The organism is Spirabiliibacterium mucosae (assembly GCF_014884965.1).
GTDB classification, from domain to species: domain Bacteria; phylum Pseudomonadota; class Gammaproteobacteria; order Enterobacterales; family Pasteurellaceae; genus Spirabiliibacterium; species Spirabiliibacterium mucosae.
In genome coordinates this window covers 89651-111790 of the sequence record NZ_JABTBO010000002.1, presented here as the reverse complement: position 1 = coordinate 111790, position 22140 = coordinate 89651, and the positions used below count along the sequence as shown (strand labels likewise).

At 51.9% G+C, this 22140-nt stretch carries 20 protein-coding genes and 1 pseudogene; 12 read left to right on the top strand and 9 right to left on the bottom strand.

Annotated elements, in window-relative coordinates:
* The first annotated feature begins 9 nt into the window (after positions 1-9).
* From cydD to HPC37_RS01370, 3 genes are all read left to right on the top strand, one after another.
* Positions 10-1770, top strand: coding sequence for a heme ABC transporter permease/ATP-binding protein CydD (gene cydD / locus HPC37_RS01380; RefSeq protein WP_208121461.1), 1761 nt, complete (start codon positions 10-12; stop codon positions 1768-1770).
* Positions 1771-1777: 7 nt separating this feature from the next.
* A complete protein-coding gene (gene cydC / locus HPC37_RS01375; protein WP_208121460.1) occupies positions 1778-3511 on the top strand; it encodes a heme ABC transporter ATP-binding protein/permease CydC in 1734 nt (577 codons plus the stop codon).
* A 188-nt stretch (positions 3512-3699) separates the two neighbouring features.
* Positions 3700-4653, top strand: a complete 954-nt coding sequence (locus tag HPC37_RS01370; protein ID WP_427915938.1) for a sigma 54-interacting transcriptional regulator — start codon at positions 3700-3702, stop codon at positions 4651-4653.
* Between the two features lie 57 nt (positions 4654-4710).
* Here the strand turns inward: HPC37_RS01370 and mglC are convergent, their stop codons facing one another.
* From mglC to HPC37_RS01345, 5 genes and pseudogenes are all read right to left on the bottom strand, one after another.
* The gene (gene mglC / locus HPC37_RS01365; RefSeq protein ID WP_208119578.1) at positions 4711-5721 is read right to left on the bottom strand and encodes a galactose/methyl galactoside ABC transporter permease MglC; all 1011 of its coding nucleotides are present in this window, start codon (positions 5719-5721) and stop codon (positions 4711-4713) included.
* A gap of 19 nt (positions 5722-5740) precedes the next feature.
* Positions 5741-7263: pseudogene (gene mglA / locus HPC37_RS01360) on the bottom strand (galactose/methyl galactoside ABC transporter ATP-binding protein MglA).
* A 45-nt stretch (positions 7264-7308) separates the two neighbouring features.
* Entirely contained in the window at positions 7309-8301 is a 993-nt protein-coding gene (gene mglB / locus HPC37_RS01355; RefSeq protein ID WP_208121458.1) for a galactose/glucose ABC transporter substrate-binding protein MglB, read from the bottom strand.
* Between the two features lie 210 nt (positions 8302-8511).
* The gene (locus HPC37_RS01350) at positions 8512-9513 is read right to left on the bottom strand and encodes a substrate-binding domain-containing protein (protein ID WP_208121457.1); all 1002 of its coding nucleotides are present in this window, start codon (positions 9511-9513) and stop codon (positions 8512-8514) included.
* A gap of 82 nt (positions 9514-9595) precedes the next feature.
* Positions 9596-10315 carry an MgtC/SapB family protein gene (locus HPC37_RS01345; RefSeq protein ID WP_427915937.1) on the bottom strand — a complete coding sequence of 240 codons (720 nt, stop codon included), beginning with the start codon at positions 10313-10315 and terminating at the stop codon, positions 9596-9598.
* A 185-nt stretch (positions 10316-10500) separates the two neighbouring features.
* Here HPC37_RS01345 and galT point away from each other — a divergent pair, with 185 nt between their 5' ends.
* From galT to galM, 3 genes are read left to right on the top strand one after another with little or no spacing between them, the layout of a single operon-like run.
* Positions 10501-11553, top strand: coding sequence for a galactose-1-phosphate uridylyltransferase (gene galT, locus HPC37_RS01340; RefSeq protein ID WP_208121455.1), 1053 nt, complete (start codon positions 10501-10503; stop codon positions 11551-11553).
* A gap of 11 nt (positions 11554-11564) precedes the next feature.
* Positions 11565-12722, top strand: coding sequence for a galactokinase (gene galK, locus HPC37_RS01335; protein WP_208121454.1), 1158 nt, complete (start codon positions 11565-11567; stop codon positions 12720-12722).
* Complete coding sequence (gene galM / locus HPC37_RS01330; protein WP_208121453.1) at positions 12719-13753, top strand: galactose-1-epimerase; 1035 nt, start codon at positions 12719-12721, stop codon at positions 13751-13753. The genes galK and galM overlap by 4 nt, the downstream gene beginning before the upstream one ends.
* A 43-nt stretch (positions 13754-13796) precedes the next feature.
* On the opposite strand, the gene HPC37_RS01325 is transcribed toward galM, so the two are convergent.
* From HPC37_RS01325 to sfsA, 3 genes are all read right to left on the bottom strand, one after another.
* On the bottom strand, positions 13797-14000 hold the full coding sequence (locus HPC37_RS01325; RefSeq protein WP_208121452.1) for a glycine zipper 2TM domain-containing protein: 204 nt from the start codon (positions 13998-14000) through the stop codon (positions 13797-13799).
* Between the two features lie 108 nt (positions 14001-14108).
* Entirely contained in the window at positions 14109-15296 is a 1188-nt protein-coding gene (tyrS, locus tag HPC37_RS01320; RefSeq protein ID WP_208121451.1) for a tyrosine--tRNA ligase, read from the bottom strand.
* 218 nt (positions 15297-15514) lie between these two features.
* Positions 15515-16258, bottom strand: a complete 744-nt coding sequence (gene sfsA / locus HPC37_RS01315; RefSeq protein ID WP_208121450.1) for a DNA/RNA nuclease SfsA — start codon at positions 16256-16258, stop codon at positions 15515-15517.
* Between the two features lie 229 nt (positions 16259-16487).
* Between sfsA and pntA the strand changes: the two genes are divergently transcribed.
* The 6 genes from pntA (at position 16488) to hpf (ending at position 21088) form a co-directional block, all read left to right on the top strand.
* Positions 16488-18023 carry a Re/Si-specific NAD(P)(+) transhydrogenase subunit alpha gene (gene pntA / locus HPC37_RS01310; RefSeq protein WP_208121449.1) on the top strand — a complete coding sequence of 512 codons (1536 nt, stop codon included), beginning with the start codon at positions 16488-16490 and terminating at the stop codon, positions 18021-18023.
* Between the two features lie 10 nt (positions 18024-18033).
* A complete protein-coding gene (gene pntB / locus HPC37_RS01305) occupies positions 18034-19404 on the top strand; it encodes a Re/Si-specific NAD(P)(+) transhydrogenase subunit beta (RefSeq protein WP_208121448.1) in 1371 nt (456 codons plus the stop codon).
* A 53-nt stretch (positions 19405-19457) separates the two neighbouring features.
* On the top strand, positions 19458-20099 hold the full coding sequence (gene coaE / locus HPC37_RS01300) for a dephospho-CoA kinase (protein WP_208121447.1): 642 nt from the start codon (positions 19458-19460) through the stop codon (positions 20097-20099).
* Entirely contained in the window at positions 20080-20292 is a 213-nt protein-coding gene (yacG, locus tag HPC37_RS01295) for a DNA gyrase inhibitor YacG (RefSeq protein WP_208121446.1), read from the top strand. Before coaE ends, yacG begins: the two co-directional genes overlap by 20 nt.
* Before the next feature lie 9 nt (positions 20293-20301).
* Positions 20302-20562 (top strand): GNAT family N-acetyltransferase, encoded by a 261-nt coding sequence (locus HPC37_RS01290; protein ID WP_208121445.1) that lies wholly within the window; start codon positions 20302-20304, stop codon positions 20560-20562.
* 205 nt (positions 20563-20767) lie between these two features.
* The gene (hpf, locus tag HPC37_RS01285) at positions 20768-21088 is read left to right on the top strand and encodes a ribosome hibernation-promoting factor, HPF/YfiA family (protein WP_208121444.1); all 321 of its coding nucleotides are present in this window, start codon (positions 20768-20770) and stop codon (positions 21086-21088) included.
* Between the two features lie 41 nt (positions 21089-21129).
* On the opposite strand, the gene HPC37_RS01280 is transcribed toward hpf, so the two are convergent.
* Positions 21130-22110 carry an L-cysteine desulfidase family protein gene (locus HPC37_RS01280; RefSeq protein ID WP_427915936.1) on the bottom strand — a complete coding sequence of 327 codons (981 nt, stop codon included), beginning with the start codon at positions 22108-22110 and terminating at the stop codon, positions 21130-21132.
* Between the last annotated feature and the right edge of the window lie 30 nt (positions 22111-22140).

Genomic DNA, 22140 nt, shown 5'->3' with positions numbered 1-22140 from the left:
AGGAGTGACATGGACAAAGCACGCCAAAAGCAGGTCAACCATTGGCTGCGCGCGCAACGCGCGGTGGTTAAACGCCAGCTTAACCTCAATGTGCTGCTCGGCTGCACAAGTGCGGTTTTGCTGGTGGTGCAAACCTGGGGCTTGGCCTTTTTGCTTGAGCAGCTGATCATCAAACAGGTCCAGCCGCGGGCATTTTTGCCTTATTTTGCGGGGCTTTTGGCCATTTTTGTGCTGCGCGCGGGGATCTTATATTGGCGTGAAAAAATCGGTTTTGCCAGTGGCAAGCGCCTGCGCAACCACATCCGCGCGCAGGTGCTCGACAAGCTTGCGCAAATTGGCCCCGTTGCGATGAAACAGCGCCCCGCGGGCAGTTGGGCCACCATTGTGCTCGAGCAGGTGGAAAATCTGCACAATTTTTATGCCCGCTATTTGCCGCAGCAATACCTCTCGATGCTTGTGCCGCTTATTATCGTGGCCGCCGTGTTCCCGATCAACTGGGTGGCGGGTGCGATTTTGCTTATCACCGCGCCGTTGATTCCTGTTTTTATGGCCTTGGTGGGGCTTAAGGCGGCGGAAACCAGCCAAAAAAACATCACCGTTTTGCAGCGCCTTAGTGGCCGCTTTCTTGACCGCCTGCGCGGGCTGGAAACGCTGCGGTTGTTTGACCAAGCCGAGCATGAAAAACAGGCTATGAGCCAAGCGGCGGACGACTTTCGCGTCACCACCATGGACGTGCTGAAAGTGGCGTTTTTATCATCAGCGGTGCTGGAGTTTTTCACCTCGATTTCGATTGCGATGATGGCGGTCTATTTCGGTTTTAGCTACCTCGGCCAAATCGAGTTTGGCCACCACGGCGTGGCGTTAACGCTGTTTGTCGGCTTTTTCTCCTTGATTTTAGCCCCCGAGTTTTATCAACCGCTGCGCGATCTCGGCACTTATTACCACGATCGCGCCGCCGCCATTGGTGCCGCCGACAGCATTGAGGCGTTCATCAGCCAAGATGTGCAAGGCGTGCAAAGTGCTGAGCATTACTTGGCGGATGGCGCGTTGATCGACATCAGCGCGCGCGATCTCGAAGTGCTCACCCCAGCGGGCGAGCCACTGAGTGGCAAATTGAATTTTAGCGTGGCCAAAGGCGAGCGGGTGGCGCTGGTGGGGCAAAGTGGCGCGGGCAAAAGCTCCTTGATGAACGTGTTGCTCGGCTTTTTGCCTTATCGTGGCAGCCTTTTAGTCAACGGCGTGGAGCTGCGTGAGCTGGACTTGCGCGCATGGCGTGAGCACATTGCCTGGGTGGGGCAAAACCCGCTGCTGTTGCCAGGCAGCATTCGTGATAATTTGCTTATCGGCAACCCACAGGCCGATGAGGCTGCACTAATGGCCGCGCTGGAGCAGGCCGATGCCAAGCCTTTTGTGGCGCAACTGGGGCTGGATTACACCTTGCAAGAGGGCAATGCGGGCCTCTCAGGTGGGCAAATTCAGCGCCTGGCCGTTGCGCGCGCGATTTTGCGCCGTAGCCACTTGTTGCTGCTTGATGAGCCCACCGCCAGTTTGGATGCCAACAGTGAAAGTGCGGTTTTGCGCTCACTGGCGGCGTTGAGCCAGGCGCAAACCACGCTGATGATCACCCACCGAATTGAAGACTTGCGCGAAAGTGACCAAATTTGGGTGATGCGCCAAGGTGAAATTGTGCAACACGGGCGCTTTGATGCGCTTGCGCAAACGGGCTACTTCGCACAACTCTTAAACGAACGCCAATATGAGATAAATTGAGGCAACCATGCGAGCGATTTTTCCTTTTCTCGCCCTGTTCAAACACGCTCTTGGGCGCTTGATTTTCGGGGTGGTGTTGATGATTTTGGGCTTGAGCGCCAGCATTGGCTTGCTCACCCTCTCGGGCTGGTTTTTGGCCGCCGCGGCACTGGCGGGCAGTGAAATTATTTTTAACTTTTTCTACCCCTCCGCGGGCGTGCGTGGGCTGGCAATTGGCCGCACCGCCATTCGCTATGCCGAGCGCCTTGTCACCCATGATGCCACCTTCCGCGTGATTGCCAAGCTGCGCATTGCCGTGTTTGCCAAGCTGATCCCGCTCACGCCTGGGGTTTTGGCGCGCTTTCGCAACAGCGATTTGTTAAACCGCCTTGTCGCCGATGTGGATACCTTAGACAACCTCTATTTGCGCCTGACCGCGCCGTTTATCAGCGCGCTGGCGGTGATCGCCTTTTTGTATTTAGGCTTGAGCTTGATTGACCGCACTTTGGCACTGGTGCTGGTGGCCTTTTTGCTGGTGCTGACGTTTTTAGTGCCGTTTATGTTTTACCAACTGGGCAAGCGCTTTGGCCCAGAGTTGACGCACGCGCGGGCCAACTTCCGCGTGCGTTTTATTGACTGGCTGCAAAACCACGCCGAGTTGTTGCTGTTTAATGTTGAATCGCGTGCGCGCGCGGGCTTGACGCAAAAAGAGCAGCAATGGCAGCAGCTGCAAGCCAAAGAAGCTGCACTCACTGGCCTTTCCAGCGCGGTGGTGTTGCTGATCAACGGCGTGTTGCTGCTGGTGATGCTCTATTTGGCGGGCGGCACCGAGTTTGCCCAGCAGCATGATTTTGTGCTGGCGAATATCGCGCTATTCACCTTTGCTGCGCTTGCCTCGTTTGAGATCATCATGCCGCTCGGCGCGGCCTTTTTGCGCCTTGGGCAGGTGATAAGCTCGGCACAGCGCATTAATGATATTATTGAGCAGCCGCCGTTGGTGCGCTTTGACGGCACACGCAGTACACTTTCGCAAAGTGCGGTTGCGCTTGGGCTTGAGAACGTGAGCTTTTGTTACCCTATGACGCAACGCCGTGTGCTGAGTGACATCAACCTGCAAATTAACACCGGCGAAAAGGTGGCACTGCTGGGCAAAACGGGTAGTGGCAAATCCTCACTTTTGCAACTGCTGGTGCGTAATTTTGACCCCAGCGAGGGGCAGATTACCCTTGCTGGCAGCCCGATTAGAGAATATAGCGAGGGTGCGCTGCGCGCGGCGATTAGCCTGATGAGCCAGCGAGTGTATGTTTTCAGCGATACCTTGGCGAATAATCTGCGCCTAGCCAAGCGTGAGGCCAGCGATGAAGAGCTCGAACAGGTGCTCAGTGCGGTCGGGCTTGGGCATTTGCTCACGCAAAACGAGGGGCTGGCGCAGTGGCTGGGTGACGGCGGGCGGCCGCTCTCAGGTGGCGAGCAGCGCCGCTTGGCACTGGCGCGCGTGCTGTTGCGTGATGCGCCGATTGTCCTGCTCGATGAGCCCACCGAGGGGCTTGACCGCGAAACCGAGCGCGAGATGCTGTCGCTGATTTTAAACCACTGCCGAGACAAAACCTTGATAATGGTCACACATCGGCTGACCGCACTTGAGCAATTTGATCGCATTTGTATAATGGATAATGCGCGCTTGGTTGAGCAAGGCCGCTTTGCTGACTTGGCCTGCGCGCCTGAAAGCGTGTTTAGCCGCTTTATTCACCGCATTGGTTAGGAGATGACATGATCCTTAGCATTACCACGGACACCCCCAACGACGCCATTACCCACATTGCGCAGTGCGCGCGCGAGGTTAATTTTGCTATCCGCTCGCTGCGTGAGGCAGGCCAAACACTGCTGCTTGAGCTTGATGATAGCGCCGATGTGGGCACAGTGCTCAACGCCTTGCAACGTGCACCAGCCATCAGCGCGGTGGCCGCGCTCGAGGACAAGCGGGATGACATCATTGCCCAAAGTGCGGTTATGCAAGGCCTGCTTGAGCAGCTTGAAACCTACGCGCAATCCAACGCGCCGCTGCTGATTCAAGGGGAAACTGGCACGGGTAAAGATCTGTTTGCCAAGCGCTGTCACCAACTCAGCCCGCGCCGTGCGCACAAGTTCATTGCCGTGAACTGCGCCGGCCTGCCGCCGGAGGATGCCGAGCAGGAAATGTTTGGCCATGCCAGCGGTGAGCACACCAGCATCGGCTTTTTTGAATACGCCAATCACGGCACCGTGCTGCTTGATTCCATCAATGAGCTCTCATTGGCGTTGCAGGCGAAATTGCTACGCTTTGTCAACGACGGCACCTACCGCCGCGTGGGGGAGGAAAAAGAACACAAAGCCGATGTGCGCGTGATTTGCACCTCGCAAAAGCCGCTGTCTTATTATGTTGAAAAAGGCGAGCTGCGTGAAGATTTATACCACCGCTTGAATGTGCTCAGCCTGGAGATCCCACCGCTGCGTGCTCACGCAGAGGATATTGAACCGCTGGTGCAGCACTTTTTGCCCCACATCAGCCAACAGCTGGGTAAATCTGTGCCGGCCTATGACCGCACTTTTATCCAACAACTTGAGGCCTTTGAGTGGGCCGGCAACGTGCGCGAGCTTTACAACGCGCTTTATCGCAGTTGCGTTAACGCCGCACCCAACGCCTTGCTGCGCTTGACAGAGAGTACTGGCAAACACAGCTATGAAAAAATCGACATTGATGATTTTGCCAACATGACGCTCGATGAGATCATCGGCCAGTATGAAGCGCAAGTGCTGCAAGCGTTTTATCACGCCTACCCCAGCACCCGCAAACTCGCCACCCGACTAGGCACCTCACACACCACCATCGCCAATAAGTTGAAGTTGTATGGGATTAAGCGCTAACGATTTGAGGGCATAAAAAACCGCACTTTAAAGTGCGGTTTTTGTTTGTTGGGGAGGTTATTTTTTCTTGGCGTATTTCAAGGAGTCGATGGCCACCGCGAGGATGATGATCGAGCCTTTGATGATGTATTGCCAGTATGGGTTGACGCCGATGTAGGTTAAGCCGTAGTTGATTACGGTGAAGATCAGCACCCCAGTCACCACGCCAATCACGGTACCGACACCACCGGCGAAGGAGACGCCGCCCACCACGCACGCGGCGATGGCATCCAACTCGTACATAAAGCCGAGGTTGTTGGTGGCAGAGCCGATGCGGCCGGCTTCAAGCATACCGCCGAAGGCGTAGAACATACCCGCGATCATGTAGATCACAACCAAGTTGCGGGTCACGTTCACGCCGGATACGCGTGCGGCTTCTGGGTTGCCGCCGATGGCAAAGATGTTTTTACCAAAGCGGGTTTTGTTCCACATAATCCACACCAGCACGGTGGCGATAATCGCGTAAATGGTGATATACGAGAGCCTAAAGTGCCCGAAGCGGAAGTACCCCTGCGCAAACTCAGAGAAGTTGGCGGTGAAGCCTGCAATTGGTGATGAGCCCACGGCATCGTAGTATAGCGAGTTGATACCATAGACGATAATCATGGTGCCCAAGGTGGCGATAAATGGTGTTACGTTGAGCACCGCGATGATAAAGCCGTTGAGCAAGCCGATGATAGCCCCGATGGCGCACACGGTCAAAATCACCAATGGGATTGGGATTTCAGGCAAATCTGGGAAAACGCGGTTGACGTTGGTAATCGCCTGTAACAAAGTGGCGGACACCACCGCCGCCAAACCCACTTGGCGCCCTGCGGACAAGTCGGTGCCTTGGGTGACCAAAAGGCCTGCCACGCCGAGGGCGATAATCAACCGCACGGAAGATTGGGTCAAAATATTACTAAAGTTGATCAAACTTAAGAAACTGGAGTCTTGGATAATGATAATCGCCAAGAGAATTAACAACACAAAATAAATCGCGTTTTGTTTGAGAAACTCAAGCGACTTGTTTTTTCCTATTTCAGCCATTTTCGTGTTCCTTCTATTTTTATAAGTATTTGGCGGCAAGTTGTAAGATCTCTTGCTGCGATGTTTCTTTGGTGTTGACAATGCCGGCGAGTTTGCCGTTACTCATCACCATGATGCGGTCTGTGATGCCAAGCAGTTCAGGCATTTCCGAAGAGATGATAATAATGCCTTTGTCTTTTTTGGCTAGTTCCATAATTAATTGATAAATCTCATATTTCGCACCCACGTCGATACCGCGTGTTGGCTCGTCGAGCATCAAAATTTCAGGTTGGGTTAAAAGCCAACGGCCGATGATCACCTTTTGTTGGTTCCCGCCCGAGAGGGAGCCGATGGTGGTTTTGTGCGATGGGGTTTTCACGTTCATCGCATCAATCACCCATTGGGTATCGCTTTTCATTTTGGCGCTGCTGAGCAGGCCAAATTTGGTCATATAAGATTTAATATTAGAAATCAGTGAGTTGAACTCAATGGTCAAGTTGGAATAAATCCCCGTTGAGCGGCGCTCTTCGGTGACCAGCGCAAAGCCGTTGTTAATCGCCTCAAGTGCGGTTTTGTTGCGCATTTCTTTGCCATGGAGCTTGATGCTGCCGCCTTTGCGTTCACGAATGCCGAAAATGGTTTCCACAATGTCGGTCCGTTTTGCGCCCACCAAGCCTGCAATGCCGAGAATTTCCCCTTATGCAAGGTGAAACTGACATCTTGCACCGACGGTTGGTTAAGTGCGGTCAGGTGGTCAACTTCCAAAATCACCTCTTTTGGCACATTGGTTTTTGGCGGGAAGCGTTGGGTCAGCTCACGGCCTACCATCATTGCCACAATGCCGTCCATTGTGGCGCCTTTGACGGGGATGGTATTGATCCATTTCCCGTCCCGCAATATGGTGATTTCGTCACAGATTTTGAAAATTTCATCCATTTTGTGGGAGATATAAATAATCCCACAGCCTTTGTTTTTCAGTTTTTCGATGATCGTAAAAAGGTGATTGACCTCTTTTTCAGACAGTGACGACGTTGGCTCGTCCATAATCACGATTTTCGCGTTGTAAGAAAACGCTTTAGCAATTTCGATCATCTGCATTTGTGAAACGGATAACTTGCCGACTTTTTCTTTCGGGTCAATGTCAATATCCAGTTCTTTAAAAATCGCTTTGGTGTCGTTATACATTTTGCTGTGATCAACAAAGCCTGCTTTGGTTGGGTAGCGCCCCAGCCACAGGTTGTCCATCACGCTGCTTTGTTTCACCAAGTTGAGCTCTTGGTGCACCATAGAAATCCCGTTTTCCAGCGCCTCTTTGGAGGTTTTGAAATTCACCGGTTTGCCTAAAAATAAAATATCGCCTTCATCTTTGGCATAAATGCCAAACAAGCATTTTAAAAGCGTGGATTTGCCCGCGCCGTTTTCCCCCATCAGCGCGTGCACGCTGTGTGAGCGAACGGTTAAATTGGCATTATCTAACGCTTTAACACCAGGGAAGGTTTTGCTGACACCTTTCATTTCCAGCAAAATTTCACCTGTTGGAGAAGTGGGTTGTTGTGTACTCATAGCCAACCTCAAGGAAAAGGGGAGAGCACGCTCTCCCTTGATGGATTATTTTAAGAATTTATCTAAGTTATCGGCGTCAACACCCACATAAGGCACGCGCACGTTGCGGTTTTTCACTTCCCATTTGGTGCCTTCGGTGGCTGGTTTGCCTTTGGCAAGGTTGTTTGACAAATCCACAACAGCTTGTGCTTGGTTCACACCATCGTTAAGCACGGTGCCGGCGATTTGGCCGCTTTTAATCAGCTGCAACACTTCAGGCAGGGCATCCACACCAAAGATTGGCAGTTTTTTGCCGTGCGCTTTGGCCGCTTCCAATGCACCCATCGCCATGCCGTCGTTGTTTGAAATGATCATTTCAATTTCGTTCGCTTTAGGGCCTGAAAGCCATGCATCACTTTTATCTTTCGCCAGTGCTGCATCCCACATGCCGGTGTCAACATAGAGTTGCTCGGTTTGAATGCCGTTGGCGTTCAAGCGTTCGATCACGTATTTGGTACGTGCTTCAGCGTCTGGGTGGCCTGGCTCACCTTTGAGCAAGACGTATTGGATTTTGCCGTCTTTGTTCAAGTCAAGCTCTGGGTGGGCTTTCCATTGTTTGGTGATAAGTTCACCTTGGATTTCACCAGACTCTTTCGGGTCGGTGCCCACAAAGTAGGCTTTTTCATAGCTATCTAATGCTGCTTGGCCTGGGTCTTTGTTGAAGAAGACAACAGGAATGTCGTATTCAGAGGCTTTTTTGATAATAGTTGGTGCCGCCGCTGGGTCAACAAGGTTGATCGCCAGTGCTTTCACGCCTTTTGAAATCAACACATCCACTTGGTCATTTTGGATGGATTGCGCATTTTGAGAGTCGTTCATCAACAGTTCAACGTCTTTCAGCGCTTGTGCGTCTTTTTCAATTTCTTGGCGCATTAAAGACATAAAGTTGTCGTCATATTTATAAATGGTTACACCGATTTTGTCTTTTGCTGATGCGCTTGAAACCGCAACACCCATGCCGACAGCTACTGCGATGGCAGATAAAACAGCTTTTTTCATAGTTCTCTCCATATTTATCTATTGAAAGATCTGGATTATCGGCACAATTGCGAAACCGCACTTTTCACCGAGTCCAAGAAATTACCGCCTTGGCGATAACGTGGCTCAAGCATACGCAACAACGTGTGAAAAGTATGTGATCATTTTCACATAATGAAAACGATTACATTATTAAGATAAAAATATGCGACACAGATCACAAAAGTGCAGTTATTTCACGAAATCAACGGAAAAGCGTTTCACTAAAGTTGGATTGAAGGTGACATTTTCTGGCCCTTGCATACGGGCATTGACTAAACTCAGCGCCAATTGTGCGGCATAACTTGCCATCAAATCAATAGGATAACGAATGGTGGTGAGTTTTGGGATCAAATAACTCGCCAGTGGCATGTCATCAAAGCCAATCAGCGAGAATTGCTCTGGCACAGTAATAGCGTTTTCATTGAGAATCGACAAAGCACCGGCGGCCATGGAGTCGTTGTAGCACACCACGGCGGTGAGTTTGTCATTAAAGCTGAGCAATTTCACCATTGCTTCTTCGCCGCCTTGATAATCGGGGCTGGCGCTGACCATATAAGACGGCTGAGAGGGAATATTGTTTACGCTCAAAGCATTGAGATAGCCTTGTTTGCGGTCAATTTCATCGCTGATTTTGTGGTTGGAGCCGATATAACCAATGGCGCGGTGGCCGTGGTTGATCAGCGTTTGGGTGGCGAGAAAAGTGCCTTTTTCGTTGTTGAGATCAACACAGCGCTGCTCAAAGCCAGGCAAAGTGCGGTTGATCAACACCATGCCTTTGTGGCGCTGCATATAATTGCGCAACACCTCATCACTCAAGGCTTTGGCATGTACCACCAGTGCTGAGCAGCGCTTGCGCAAGAGGAGATCGATGGCGGCCTTTTCTTTTTGCGCATCGTGATAGCCAATGCCGATCAGGATATTGTGCGCGTTCGCGCTGGCGACTTGGTCAACGGATTTGACCAAAATGCCAAAAAAGGCGTCGGTTACATCAGTCACCACCACGCCGAGCGCATCGGAGCTTTGGCTGGCGAGGGCTTGGGCGTTGGCGTTAGGGTAGTAGCCGAGCTTTTCCACGGCGCTGAGCACCGCGCGGCGGGTTTTGTCGCTGATTTTGGCATGCCCGTTTAACACGCGCGAAACGGTCGCCACAGACACATTGGCCGCTTGCGCCACATCACGAATGGTAACCATAAATTCCCTTACAAAAAATGTAACCGTTTTCTATGATAGCGACTTTTTTGGCCCTTGGGTAGCCTTTTAAGGCAAAGTGCGGTCAGTTGAAATACTTTATTTCAATATTGCTGATCCCGATCACTTTTTTCAGCTCTTTATACAACTCATAAGATGAGCCATGTTCTGGAATTTGCGCATTGATGGTGACTACCAGCTTGTGCTCGTCTTGCTCTTTGATGCTGATGGTTTCAATGTCGCACGCCTCTCGGTGGAGCACTTTTGACACTTGATTGACCAAATGAGTGTCTTGCATGTCGAGCTTGATCATCACGCGGTTGATGTTTTCATGTTTTGGAATCACTCGCTTGAGCCCCGCGCTGTATTTCAAAATAAAGATGATAATCGCCGAGGCGAACAGGGCATAAAGATAAAAGCCCGCACCTACGGTGATCCCAACCCCAGCCACCGCCCAGATGATGGCTGCGGTGGTGATGCCGGAGATGACATCATTATTTTTTTGCAAAATTACGCCACCGCCGATAAACCCGATGCCGCTGATCACCTGCGCGGCCAAGCGCATTGGGTCGGTGCGGATATTGTTGGAAAGCGAGGCGTAATATTCCGCCGCGTGAATGGAGACAATCGTCAACACCGAGGTGGTCACCGCAATCACCACGCAGGTTTTCACGCCCACGGGCTTGCGTTTGATTTCACGCTCAATGCCAATCAGCCCACCTAAAAGTGCGGTCAGCAGCAATTTGCCGAGCACCTCCACATCCATTTGCTGGCCTAAGCTGGCCAAAAAGTGCGATAAGTTCATCATTTCCTTCATTTTTACCCATCATCGCTTTATTGTAGCCTACTTTGAGGGCAAAAGTGCGGTTAATTGTGGCAATTGAGGGAAGAATTTGCCGGCTCAATGTTGAAACTTGTGATCCATTTAACAGTTTAAAAATACATTCATTGCTAAAGTAGCGATGAAAACGTTTACATTCAGGAGGCGTTATGTCTAGCATAACATTTGATGCAACCGAACACCCGCACCGCCGCTATAATCCGCTCAAAGATGAATGGATCTTGGTCTCCCCGCACCGCGCCAAACGCCCGTGGAGTGGGCAAAATGAAGCGCCCGCGCGCGATGAACTGCCAAGCTATGACCCCAACTGCTTTCTCTGCCCTGGCAACACGCGCATATCCGGCGAGAAAAATCCGGATTATAAAGGCACCTATGTTTTCCAAAACGACTTTGCCGCGTTGATGACCGACAGCCCCGATGCGCCACAAAGTGATAATCCGCTCTTTCAAGTGCAAGGCGTGCGTGGCTTAAGCCGCGTGATTTGCTTTTCACCCGACCACAGCAAAACCCTGCCGGAGCTGGAGTTGAGCGCCATACGCGGCGTGATTGACACTTGGGATGCGCAACTGCAAGAGCTCGGCAAGGAGTATTTGTGGGTGCAAACCTTTGAAAACAAAGGCGCAATGATGGGCTGCTCCCAGCCGCACCCGCACGGGCAAATTTGGGCCAACAGCTTTTTGCCCAACGAAATCGCCACCAAAGAGAAAAACCTCAAAGCCTACTTTGACAAGCACGGCAGCAATTTGTTGCTTGATTACGTCAACGCTGAACTCAAAGACGGCGCGCGCACCGTGGTGGAAACCGAGTTTTGGCTGGCCGTGGTGCCGTATTGGGCGGCGTGGCCGTTTGAAACTATGCTGCTGCCGAAAGTGAAAGTGCGCCGCTTTGATGAGCTCAACGACGCCCAGCGCGATGACTTAGCCGTGGCGATCAAAAAACTCACCACCAAATACGACAACTTGTTCGAGTGCGCCTTCCCGTATTCCATGGGGTGGCACTTTGCGCCGTTTTTCAAAGACGGGCGCAACATCGACCACTGGCAGCTGCACGCCTGCTTCTACCCGCCACTGCTGCGCTCAGCCACCGTGCGCAAATTTATGGTCGGCTATGAAATGCTCGCCGAAGCACAACGCGACCTCACCGCCGAACAAGCCGCCGAGCGCCTGGCGAAATTAAGCGACGTGCATTACAAAGCAAAATAAGGAGATGACAGATGAACCTACAACAAAAAGCCCCGCAAGCGTTTGAACAACAATTTGGCGCCAAGCCTGAACTGAGCGTGTACGCGCCAGGGCGGGTGAACATTATTGGTGAACACACCGACTACAACGATGGCTTTGTGATGCCGTGCGCGATTGATTACGGCACCGCCGTGAGTGGCAAAGTGCGGTCAGACAGCCTGTTTAAAGTCTATGCCGCCGACCTGGACGAATGGGATGAGTTTGACCTTAAAGCGCCGATTGAGCCGAATAACAGCAAAAAATGGACGGGCTATGTGCGTGGCGTGGTAAAATTCATTCAAGAAAAATGCCCGCAATTCACCCAAGGGGCGGATTTGGCGATCAGCGGCAATGTGCCGTTGGGCTCGGGCTTGAGCTCGTCGGCGGCGCTGGAGGTGTCGGTGGGCAAATTCTGCCAACTGTTAGGTGATTTACCACTGAGCAACGTTGAGCTGGCGTTGATCGGCCAAAAAGCGGAAAACAAATTTGTTGGCTGCCAATGCGGCAACATGGATCAACTCATCTCCGCCCTCGGGCAAGAAGATCATCTGCTGATGATTGACTGCCGCAGCCTGGAAACCAAGCCAACCCCAGTGCCAAAAGGCGCAGCGGTGATGATCATCAACTCCAACGTCAAGCACGATCTCGTCACAGGCGAATACAACACCCGCCGGCAACAGTGCGAAAAAGCGGCTGAGTTTTTTGGCGTGAAAGCGCTGCGAGATGTCAGTGTTGAGCAATTCAAAGCCAAAGAGCAAGAGCTTGAAGCGCTGGATAAAGACGTGGCCAAACGCGCTCGCCATGTGGTGACTGAAAATCAGCGCGTGCTCGATGCGGTGAAAGCACTTAAACAGGGTGATTTGGCCGCGTTAGGCAAACTGATGGGGCAATCCCATGACTCGATGCGCGATGACTTTGAAATCACCGTGCCAGAGATTGATTATTTGGTGGAGCTCGCGCAAGAAGCGATTGGCACTACGGGCGGGGCGCGCATGACTGGCGGCGGCTTTGGTGGCTGCATTGTCGCACTAGCGCCAGCGGATAAAGTGGACAGCGTGCGCGCGTACATCGCCAAGCACTACAAAGCGCGCTTTGGTAAGGCGGAAACCTTCTACGTTTGCCACGCCTCACAAGGAGTGCATCAGCTATGACCGAGATGCTCGCCGATGATGGCAAACCCTTCAAACTGATTGAATTGAGCAACACCCACGGCATGCGTGTGCTGCTCACCGATTGGGGCGCAACTTGGCTGGCCTGCTCGGTGCCTGTGGGCGGGCAGCTGCGCGAGGTGCTGTTGCGCGCGGATAACCCGCAAGTGCATTGCGCCCAAGGGGCGTATCTCGGCGCCAGTGTGGGGCGCTATGCCAACCGCATCGCCAACGCGCAATTCACGCTCAACGACCGCACTTTTACCCTTGATGCCAACCAAGATGGCAAGCATCAACTCCACGGCGGGCGTGAGGGCTTTAGCCACAAACGCTGGGCGGTGGTGGAGCAAAGTGAAAGTGCGGTTGTCTTTGCGCTCACCTCCGCTGACGGCGAGCAAGGCTTCCCGGGGGAGGTGAAAGTGCAAGTGCGGTTTTCGCTCAGTGATGACAACGCATTGCGCATTTGCTACACCGCCGAGGCGAGCGCCGACACGCCACTGAATTTGACTTGTCACCCTTATTTCAACCTTGATGGCATCCGCGCAGGGTGCGATGTGCTCGCTCACAGCTTGCATATTGCCGCCAGCCACTATTTGCCAGTCGATAGTGAGGGCATACCGCAAGGTGAGCTCAAAGCCGTGGCGGGCACGGGGTTTGATTTCACTCAACCCAAAATCATCGGGCAGGATTTTATGCGCGATGACGACCAGCACGCCACGCGCGGCTACGATCACGCCTTTTTGTTTGATGAGCAAAGTAGTGAAAAAGTGCAAGTGCGGTTGCAATCCAGACAAGGCGATTTGGGCTTGGCGATCACCACCAATCAGGCGGCGATCCAAGTGTACACTGGCAACTTTTTGCACGGCACGCCCAATAGCCAAGGCGGTGAGTACGCCAATCAATCAGGCGTGGCGCTGGAAACCGAAGCACTGCCTGATGCGCCGAATCACCCACAATGGCTGTGCTATGGCGGGGTGAGCAAGGCAGGTGAGCGCTATTGCAACGACACGCTGTTTACCTTTTACACCCCATAATAAAAAACCGCACGTTAACGTGCGGTTTTTGTATGAAGGGAACTTATTTGACTTGGCTGCCGATCACGCCGCCCAGTGCAGCGCCACCTAATGTTGCGCCTGTGCTGTTGCCGATCACATTACCGGCCACGCCACCAATTGCCGCCCCCACAGCGGTATTTTTTTGCTGTTGATTCATGTTGGAACACGCGGTTAAAAACGCCAAGCTCGCAACCACAGCCACTGTTTTTAATACTGATGTTTTCATAGTTCCTCCTTTTTGATTTCCTTCTATCCTACACAAGGGGGGGAGAAAAAGCAAATTAAACGCAAAAACCGCACCAAAAAGTGCGGTTTTTCAATGAGATAAAACGTGTTATTTGACAGTGACTTTAGCAAAGCGGCGTTTGCCGACTTGATAAATCGCCGTTGATGCGCCAATAAGGCGTTTGCTGTCATCGACTTTTTCACCGTCGATTTTCACCCCGCCTTGTTTCACCATGCGAATGGCCTCAGAGGTGGAGCCAACAAGGCCGGCGTCTTTGAGCAAATTCGCCAGCGGCAGCTCGCCTTCAAGAGTGACTTCTGGGATGTCTTCCGGCATTGCGCCTTTTTGGAAGCGGTTGATGAAGTTTTGCTCCGCTTGCTCGGCGGCGGCTTCATCGTGGAAGCGCGCGACAATTTCTTTTGCGAGCAGCACTTTCACATCACGCGGGTTTTTGCCGCCTTCAACCGCACTTTTGAGTTCTGCAATCTCTTGCAGTGGGCGGAAGGAGAGCAGGTCATACCAGCGCCACATCAAATCATCTGAAATCGACATCACTTTGCCGAACATCTCATCAGGTGCTTCGCTCACGCCGATGTAGTTACCGAGTGATTTCGACATTTTCTTCTCGCCGTCAAGGCCTTCAAGTAATGGCAAAGTGATCGCCACCTGTGGCTTGTGGCCAGCGGATTTTTGCAGTTCGCGGCCAACCAACAAATTGAATTTTTGGTCTGTCCCGCCAAGCTCCACGTCGGCTTCAAGGGCGACGGAGTCATAGCCTTGCAACAGCGGGTAGATAAATTCGTGAATGGCGATAGGTTGTTGGTTTGTAAAGCGTTTTTTGAAATCATCGCGCTCCAGCATGCGCGCCACGGTGTAGCTGGAGGCCAGGCGAATCATGCCCTCAGTGCCAAGGTCGCCAAGCCATTGGGAGTTGAACACCACTTTGGTTTTGGCCGGATCTAAGATTTTGAAAATCTGCTCTTTGTAGGTTTCGGCGTTGCGCAACACGTCTTCGCGTGTCAGCGGTGGGCGAGTGGCGCTTTTGCCGGTTGGGTCACCCACCATGCCAGTGAAATCACCTATTAAGAAGTAAATTTCGTGGCCGAGTTGCTGGAATTGACGCAGTTTGTTGAGCACCACTGTGTGGCCTAAGTGAATGTCGGGCGCGGTTGGGTCAGCCCCGAGTTTGATTTTTAAAGGGCGGTTTTCTTTGAGTTTTTCAATCAAATCCACCTCGGATAAAATTTCTTCAACGCCGCGTTTGAGCTCGGCGAGCACCGTGTTTAACTCCGTCATAGTTTCTACTCAATGTGATAAATAAAAATATTATAGGGATAAATCGGCAAAGATAAAGCCCTTCTCGCCATTTGGGCGGAAAAAGGGCAAAAAAAAGCCTCTTTGTGGGGAAGAGGCGTAAGTGTTGGAGTGATTATTTTTTATCTTATCGTTATCTAGCGGAGTCAATGATAATGGTTATCATTTAACTTTGAAACCGAAATTACATTTTTTTACACTCACCACGTAATCGGCAGGGTTTTCGTCAGCGTGATGGCCTGCGGCACGCCGTGTTGCCGCGCAAAAGCCGCTTGCAAGGCATAAACCTCAACGCCTGCCTCATGGGCGGCATAAAGCAGCTTGGCATAGGCTGGGTCAATCGGCTGGCTGGCGTGCAGCCGCGTGATGCCCTCGTGCAGCGCGGCGTACACCACCGCTGCGCGCGCGCCTTGGGTGTGAATATGCATTAGCTCGCGCAAATGCTTTTGCCCGCGAGTGGTCACAGCATCGGGGAATAAGCCGCTGCCTTTTGGCAGGCTGACCGCACTTTGCGCGTCGCTTAACAACGTGACGGATTTTACCTCGATATAAATAGCCTGACCGCGTTCGTTTTGCAGAAAAAAATCGATGCGGCTGTTTTCTTGGCCGTATTTCACCTCACTTTGCAGCTGGTTGAAGCCGACCAATTCAGGCAAAACCGCACTTTGCAACGCCTCTTTCACCAGCGCGTTGGCGCGGGTGGTGTTAACGCAAATCAAATCGCCGTTGGGCTTTTCGGTCAGCTCCCAGGTGTGGGCGTATTTGCGCTTGGGGTTGTCAGATGTGGAAAACCATACCATGTCGCCTTCATCGGCGCAGCCTGTCATCGCGCCTGTGTTAGGGCAGTGGAGGGTGAGTCGCTCGCCGTTGGGGAGTGTGACATCGGCTAAAAAACGTTTGTAACGGCGAATTAAGGTAGCCGATTGCAAAGCGGGTAGTTGCATGGAGTGCCTCATCAAAAGTGCGGTTGGGGCGCTATTTTAACCCGAAGTGAGATCTATGGCGATTTTTTTGAAAAAATTGCTCAAATTTGGCGTATAAAAATGCTAAAGTTAAAGGCGAATTTTCTGTGTATTGCAGTGATGTCATAACGTCGAAAATCAAGCATTTTGGCGTGGTTAGGGGGGATATGGCTCATATCCAAAGAGTAATTCCAATAAAAGGATAAAGACAATGCGAATTGGTGTACCTAAAGAGCGGCTGGACAACGAAAGCCGCGTGGCAGCCACACCGAAAACCGTCGTGCAGATGAAAAAGCTCGGGTTTGAGGTGGCAATTGAACATGACGCCGGCTTCAAAGCCAGCTTTGAGGATGACATGTATGCCGCCGAAGGGGCGAGCATCGTTGATCAAAGTGCGGTTTGGCAAAGTGACATTATCTTTAAAGTCAACGCGCCAACGGATGACGAAATTGCCTTGATTAAAGAAGGCGCCACCTTGGTGAGCTTTATTTGGCCGGCGCAAAACGAAGCGCTGTTGAAAAAATTAAGCGAGAAGAAAATCAACGTGCTGGCGATGGACGCCGTGCCACGCATTTCACGCGCGCAAGCCCTTGATGCCTTGAGCTCAATGGCCAATATCGCCGGCTACCGCGCCGTGGTCGAAGCCGCCCACGAGTTTGGCAGCTTCTTCACCGGCCAAATCACGGCCGCAGGTAAAGTGCCACCAGCGAAAGTGCTCGTGATTGGTGCAGGTGTGGCAGGCCTTGCCGCGATTGGTGCCGCCAATAGCCTCGGTGCAATTGTGCGGGCATTCGACTCCCGCCCTGAGGTGAAAGAGCAAGTTGAGAGCATGGGCGCGTCCTTCTTGGAAATCGATTACCAAGAAGAAGGTGGCAGCGGTGATGGCTACGCCAAAGTGATGTCGGAAGAGTTCAACCGCCGCGCCTTGGCTCTTTATGCTGAACAAGCCAAAGAGGTGGATATCATCATCACCACTGCACTTATTCCAGGCAAACCAGCGCCACGCTTGGTCACCAAAGAGATGGTCGAGAGCATGAAACCGGGCAGTGTAATTGTCGACCTCGCGGCCGCCACAGGCGGCAACTGTGAGTTGACCAAAGCCGGTGAGGTGGTCACCACCGACAATCAAGTGAAAATTATCGGCTACACCGATTTGCCAAGCCGCTTGCCAACGCAATCATCACAACTGTATGGCACTAACTTGGTCAACCTGCTGAAACTGTTGTGCAAAGAAAAAGACGGCAACATCAACATTGATTTTGACGACGTCATTTTGCGCGGTGTGACCGTGGTGCGTGAAGGCGAAATCACATGGCCTGCGCCACCAATCAAAGTATCTGCCCAGCCGCAACAAAAACCACAAGCGGCCGCCAAAGTGGAAAAAGAAGCGCCGAAAAAGGCGAACCCAAAAATCAAATACGGCGCAATGGCGGCCGTGGCGGTGCTGTTCTTGTGGCTGGCCTCGGTTGCGCCAACGGCGTTTTTATCCCACTTCACCGTGTTTGTGCTCGCCTGCGTGGTGGGTTACTACGTGGTGTGGAATGTCAGCCACGCGCTGCACACCCCGCTGATGGCGGTGACCAACGCCATTTCAGGCATCATCATTGTCGGTGCGCTGTTGCAAATCGGCCAAGGCAATGGGGTGGTGACTTTCTTAGCGTTTATCGCGGTGTTAGTCGCCAGTATTAATATTTTCGGTGGGTTTAAAGTGACCCAACGAATGCTTGCTATGTTTAGAAAAGGGTAAGGAGTCTGCCATGTCAGTAGGTTTTGTACAAGCGTCATATATTGTCGCCGCATTACTGTTTATTATGAGTTTGGCAGGATTGTCGAAACACGAAAGCGCCAAAGCCGGTTGTTGGTTTGGCATCGTGGGGATGACCATTGCCTTAATCGCCACCATTTTTGGGCCGCACACTGAAGGCCACATTTGGATTGTGATCGCCATGGCGATCGGCGCCGTGCTCGGCATCCGCCAAGCCTTGAAAGTGGAAATGACCGAAATGCCAGAGTTGGTTGCAATTTTACACAGCTTCGTGGGTTTGGCTGCGGTGTTGGTCGGCTTTAACAGCTACCTTGAGCACCCTGCATTGGATTCTGTGATGCAAAACATCCACGATGTGGAAGTCTTTTTAGGCATCTTTATCGGGGCGGTGACCTTCACCGGCTCCATCGTCGCCTTTGGTAAACTGCGCGGCATCATCAAATCGAAAGCATTAATGCTGCCACATCGCCACAAATTGAACCTCGCGGCGATCATCGTTTCAGCCTTGTTAATGATCGGCTTTGTTGGCGACGCTAGCCTGTTCCCGTTGATTTTGATGACTATCATTGCGCTGGCCTTTGGCTGGCACTTGGTGGCTTCAATCGGTGGCGCGGATATGCCAGTTGTGGTGTCTATGCTCAACTCTTACTCTGGTTGGGCGGCGGCGGCTGCGGGCTTTATGCTCAACAACGACTTGCTTATCGTCACCGGTGCCTTGGTGGGCTCAAGTGGTGCAATCCTCTCATACATTATGTGTAAAGCGATGAACCGCTCTTTCATCAGCGTTATTGCAGGTGGCTTTGGTAACGACGTGCAAGCGTCAAGCAGCGAAGAGCAAGGCGAGCACCGTGAAATCACCGCTGAAGAAGTGGCAGAATTGCTGCGCAATTCAAGCTCTGTAATCATCACCCCAGGCTACGGCATGGCGGTGGCGCAAGCGCAATACCCTGTGGCGGAAATCACCCAAAAATTGCGTGATGCTGGCGTGAACGTGCGCTTTGGTATCCACCCAGTGGCCGGGCGTTTGCCAGGGCATATGAATGTGTTGTTGGCGGAAGCCAAAGTGCCTTACGACATTGTGTTGGAAATGGATGAAATCAATGATGATTTCAGCGATACCGACACTGTGCTGGTCATCGGCGCCAACGACACCGTCAACCCAGCCGCACTTGATGATCCAAATAGCCCAATTGCGGGCATGCCAGTGCTGGAGGTGTGGAAAGCGCAAAACGTGATCGTGTTCAAACGCTCTATGAACACCGGTTACGCCGGCGTGCAAAATCCACTGTTCTTTAAAGACAACACCCAGATGCTCTTTGGTGATGCCAAAGAGAGTGTGGATAATATCTTGAAAGCACTGTAATCACCAACCCTCAGAAAAGCCGCTTGATAGCGGCTTTTTTATCAGGAGTGACTATGACAATTAAACCCTACGTGGTGGGTCTCACTGGCGGCATTGGCAGTGGTAAAAGCACGATTGCCGATCTTTTCGTCGCCCTTGGTGTGCTTGTGATTGATGCCGATGTGGCCGCGCGCGAAGTGGTAGCGAAAGGCTCGACCGCACTTTCGCGTATTGCTGAGCATTTCGGGCAAGATGTGTTGAATAGCGATGGCACGCTCGATCGCGCCGCGCTGCGCGCGAAAGTGTTTAATGACAAAGCGCAAACAAGTTGGCTCAATGACTTGCTGCACCCGTTAATTCGCGAAAAAATGCTCAGCGATCTCAACGCCGTGCGCGCGCCCTATGCGTTGTGGGTGGTGCCTTTGTTATTTGAAAATCAGCTCGAGGTTTTTTGCGACCGCACTTTGGTGGTGGATGTCAGCCGTGAAACGCAAATTGAACGCGCCACGCGGCGCGATAGCAACAAGCGCGCGCAAATTGAAAAAATCATGGCGGCGCAAATTGACCGCGAAACGCGTTTGACAAAAGCCGATGATGTGATTAACAATGATAAACCATGGCAGGAAAGCCAAGCGGCGATCACCGAACAGGTGATGGCACTACATCAATTTTATTTAGCCCAAGCGAAGAAAAAACATGAAAAAACCGCACGTTGACAGCGTCCCATGCCCGATTTGTAAAAAGCAAGTGGTCTGGAGTGACGAAAGCCCATATCGCCCATTTTGCTCCAAGCGCTGCCAGCTGATTGACCTGGGCGAATGGGCCAACGAAGAAAAAGCCATCAGTGCGGGCAGCGCGGATTTTGCTGAAGATGCGCGCATTAATGAAGGCAGTGACTGGACACATTAAGGAGACACTATGGAAATTCAACAAAGCCACAACACGCAAGGCGGCGCGTTTTTCATCGAGCAAGGCGATGAGCGCATCGCTGAGCTGACGTATCGAAAAATCAATGACGACACCATTGATGCCAACCACACGTTTGTTTCCCCGAGTTTGCGTGGCCAAGGCGTGGCGGATAAACTGTATCAAGCGTTGATGGCCTATGTTGAGCGCGAAAACCTAAAAGTGCAGGCCAGTTGTTCTTATGTGGCGGCCAAGCTTGCGCGGGCAAAATAGCAAAGTGCGGTTTAGGCTCACAATTGACCATATTAGCAACTTGTTTTGTTTAAACCAATAAAAAAATTCGTTGTAAAAGAATATTTTATTGTTTTGTGATCTCACGCGGCAGAATGAACAATTGCCCTTGAAATTTGTGCGCGAGGATACTATGTTAATACTAACCCCACGGGGTTTTTATCACACAAGTCGAGAGGTAGGTACTATGATCGTGAAAATTACAAGTAAACAAATGGACATCACCCCCGCAATTCGTACCCATATTGAAGAACGTGTGGCCAAGTTAGAAAAATGGCAAACTCAGTTGATCAACCCGCACTTTATCCTTAACAAGGTGCCAAAAGGCTTCAGCGCCGAGGCCAACATCGGCACACCGTATGGCGATTTGTTTGCCAGTGCAGAGAATGAAGATATGTACAAATGCATTAATCAGCTTGAAGAGAAGCTCGAGCGTCAGCTCAATAAACTACAACACAAAGATGAAGCGCGGCGCAACGCCGAGCGGCTGAAAGACTCTTTTGAATAATACCTAAGCCAGCGCAAGCTGGCTTTTTTGTGACCGCACTTTTACTTTTTCGGCTTGTTGCTCATGATTTCAATCACTTGCTTGTCGGTGTGCAGCATGCTGCGTGAGGCAATGGCGCAGAGGTTGTTGATGGAGGCATCAATATCAAACTCCACAATCCCTTCGTTGCCTGTCACGTGCGTGTTATCCATCGCCATCAACACCGCTTTATAGCCGCTTGACACACTGGTGGAGACTTTCATCGCGCAGCTGTTGGCTGCCCCATCGCAAATGATGCCACTGATATCGCCGATCATCGAGCAAATGCCCATGCTCACCGTTTCAAACTTGCCTGTCAGCAGCCAAGCAATGCCGGCGCAACTGCCCATCGAGGCGGTGGTCACGGCACACAGCGCAGAAAGTTTTGGCAATTTATTGTGGATGAAAATCGCCATCAAGTGAGACAAAAACAGCGCGCGGGTGAGTTTTTCATCACTCACGCCAAGGTAATTGGCCACCACCACAACGGGCATGGTGGCGGCAATACCTTGATTACCTGAGCCTGAATTACTCATCGCCGGCAGGCTGGCGCCACCCATGCGCGCATCTGAGGCGGCGGTGGTGCGGATGATGATGCGGCTTAACAAATCGTCTGACATCAAGCCACTGCCCACATGCTTTTGCAGCGTGCGGCCGATGTGCAAGCCATAATCTGCTCGCAGCCCTTCATCTGAAAGTGCGGTATTGAGCTTGGCGGCTTGCAGGATAAACGCGATTTTATCTATCGCCACGGTGGTGGCGACATCAAATAGCGCTTTGGCGTGGGTATTGTTGAGCAACTCATGTTCGCTGTCGTGGGTGCAGCCTTTGGGCGCAAGATCTTCAAAGATGACTTCGCCGTTTTTCTCAATCAAAATTACGTTGGTGTGGTGGTCTTGAATGCACACCCGCACCGAGTTTTCACCGGCAAAAAGCGTCGCCTCCGAGTAGAGAATATGCTCCGTGTCAAAAATGCCAACGTCGACTTTGCCTTGGCTGAGCATCGCTTTGGCGCGGTCAAGTTGCTCGGTGGT

Excerpts from the sequence above, each read along its gene's own strand:
- cydD (WP_208121461.1), top strand. The coding sequence starts at position 10 with ATGGACAAAGCACGCCAAAAGCAGGTCAACCATTGGCTGCGCGCGCAA.
- cydC (WP_208121460.1), top strand. The coding sequence starts at position 1,778 with ATGCGAGCGATTTTTCCTTTTCTCGCCCTGTTCAAACACGCTCTTGGG.
- mglC (WP_208119578.1), bottom strand. The coding sequence starts at position 5,721 with ATGGCTGAAATAGGAAAAAACAAGTCGCTTGAGTTTCTCAAACAAAAC.
- mglB (WP_208121458.1), bottom strand. The coding sequence starts at position 8,301 with ATGAAAAAAGCTGTTTTATCTGCCATCGCAGTAGCTGTCGGCATGGGT.
- HPC37_RS01350 (WP_208121457.1), bottom strand. The coding sequence starts at position 9,513 with ATGGTTACCATTCGTGATGTGGCGCAAGCGGCCAATGTGTCTGTGGCG.
- HPC37_RS01345 (WP_427915937.1), bottom strand. The coding sequence starts at position 10,315 with ATGAACTTATCGCACTTTTTGGCCAGCTTAGGCCAGCAAATGGATGTG.
- galT (WP_208121455.1), top strand. The coding sequence starts at position 10,501 with ATGTCTAGCATAACATTTGATGCAACCGAACACCCGCACCGCCGCTAT.
- galK (WP_208121454.1), top strand. The coding sequence starts at position 11,565 with ATGAACCTACAACAAAAAGCCCCGCAAGCGTTTGAACAACAATTTGGC.
- galM (WP_208121453.1), top strand. The coding sequence starts at position 12,719 with ATGACCGAGATGCTCGCCGATGATGGCAAACCCTTCAAACTGATTGAA.
- HPC37_RS01325 (WP_208121452.1), bottom strand. The coding sequence starts at position 14,000 with ATGAAAACATCAGTATTAAAAACAGTGGCTGTGGTTGCGAGCTTGGCG.
- tyrS (WP_208121451.1), bottom strand. The coding sequence starts at position 15,296 with ATGACGGAGTTAAACACGGTGCTCGCCGAGCTCAAACGCGGCGTTGAA.
- sfsA (WP_208121450.1), bottom strand. The coding sequence starts at position 16,258 with ATGCAACTACCCGCTTTGCAATCGGCTACCTTAATTCGCCGTTACAAA.
- pntA (WP_208121449.1), top strand. The coding sequence starts at position 16,488 with ATGCGAATTGGTGTACCTAAAGAGCGGCTGGACAACGAAAGCCGCGTG.
- pntB (WP_208121448.1), top strand. The coding sequence starts at position 18,034 with ATGTCAGTAGGTTTTGTACAAGCGTCATATATTGTCGCCGCATTACTG.
- coaE (WP_208121447.1), top strand. The coding sequence starts at position 19,458 with ATGACAATTAAACCCTACGTGGTGGGTCTCACTGGCGGCATTGGCAGT.
- yacG (WP_208121446.1), top strand. The coding sequence starts at position 20,080 with ATGAAAAAACCGCACGTTGACAGCGTCCCATGCCCGATTTGTAAAAAG.
- HPC37_RS01290 (WP_208121445.1), top strand. The coding sequence starts at position 20,302 with ATGGAAATTCAACAAAGCCACAACACGCAAGGCGGCGCGTTTTTCATC.
- hpf (WP_208121444.1), top strand. The coding sequence starts at position 20,768 with ATGATCGTGAAAATTACAAGTAAACAAATGGACATCACCCCCGCAATT.
- HPC37_RS01280 (WP_427915936.1), bottom strand. The coding sequence starts at position 22,110 with ATGCTCAGCCAAGGCAAAGTCGACGTTGGCATTTTTGACACGGAGCAT.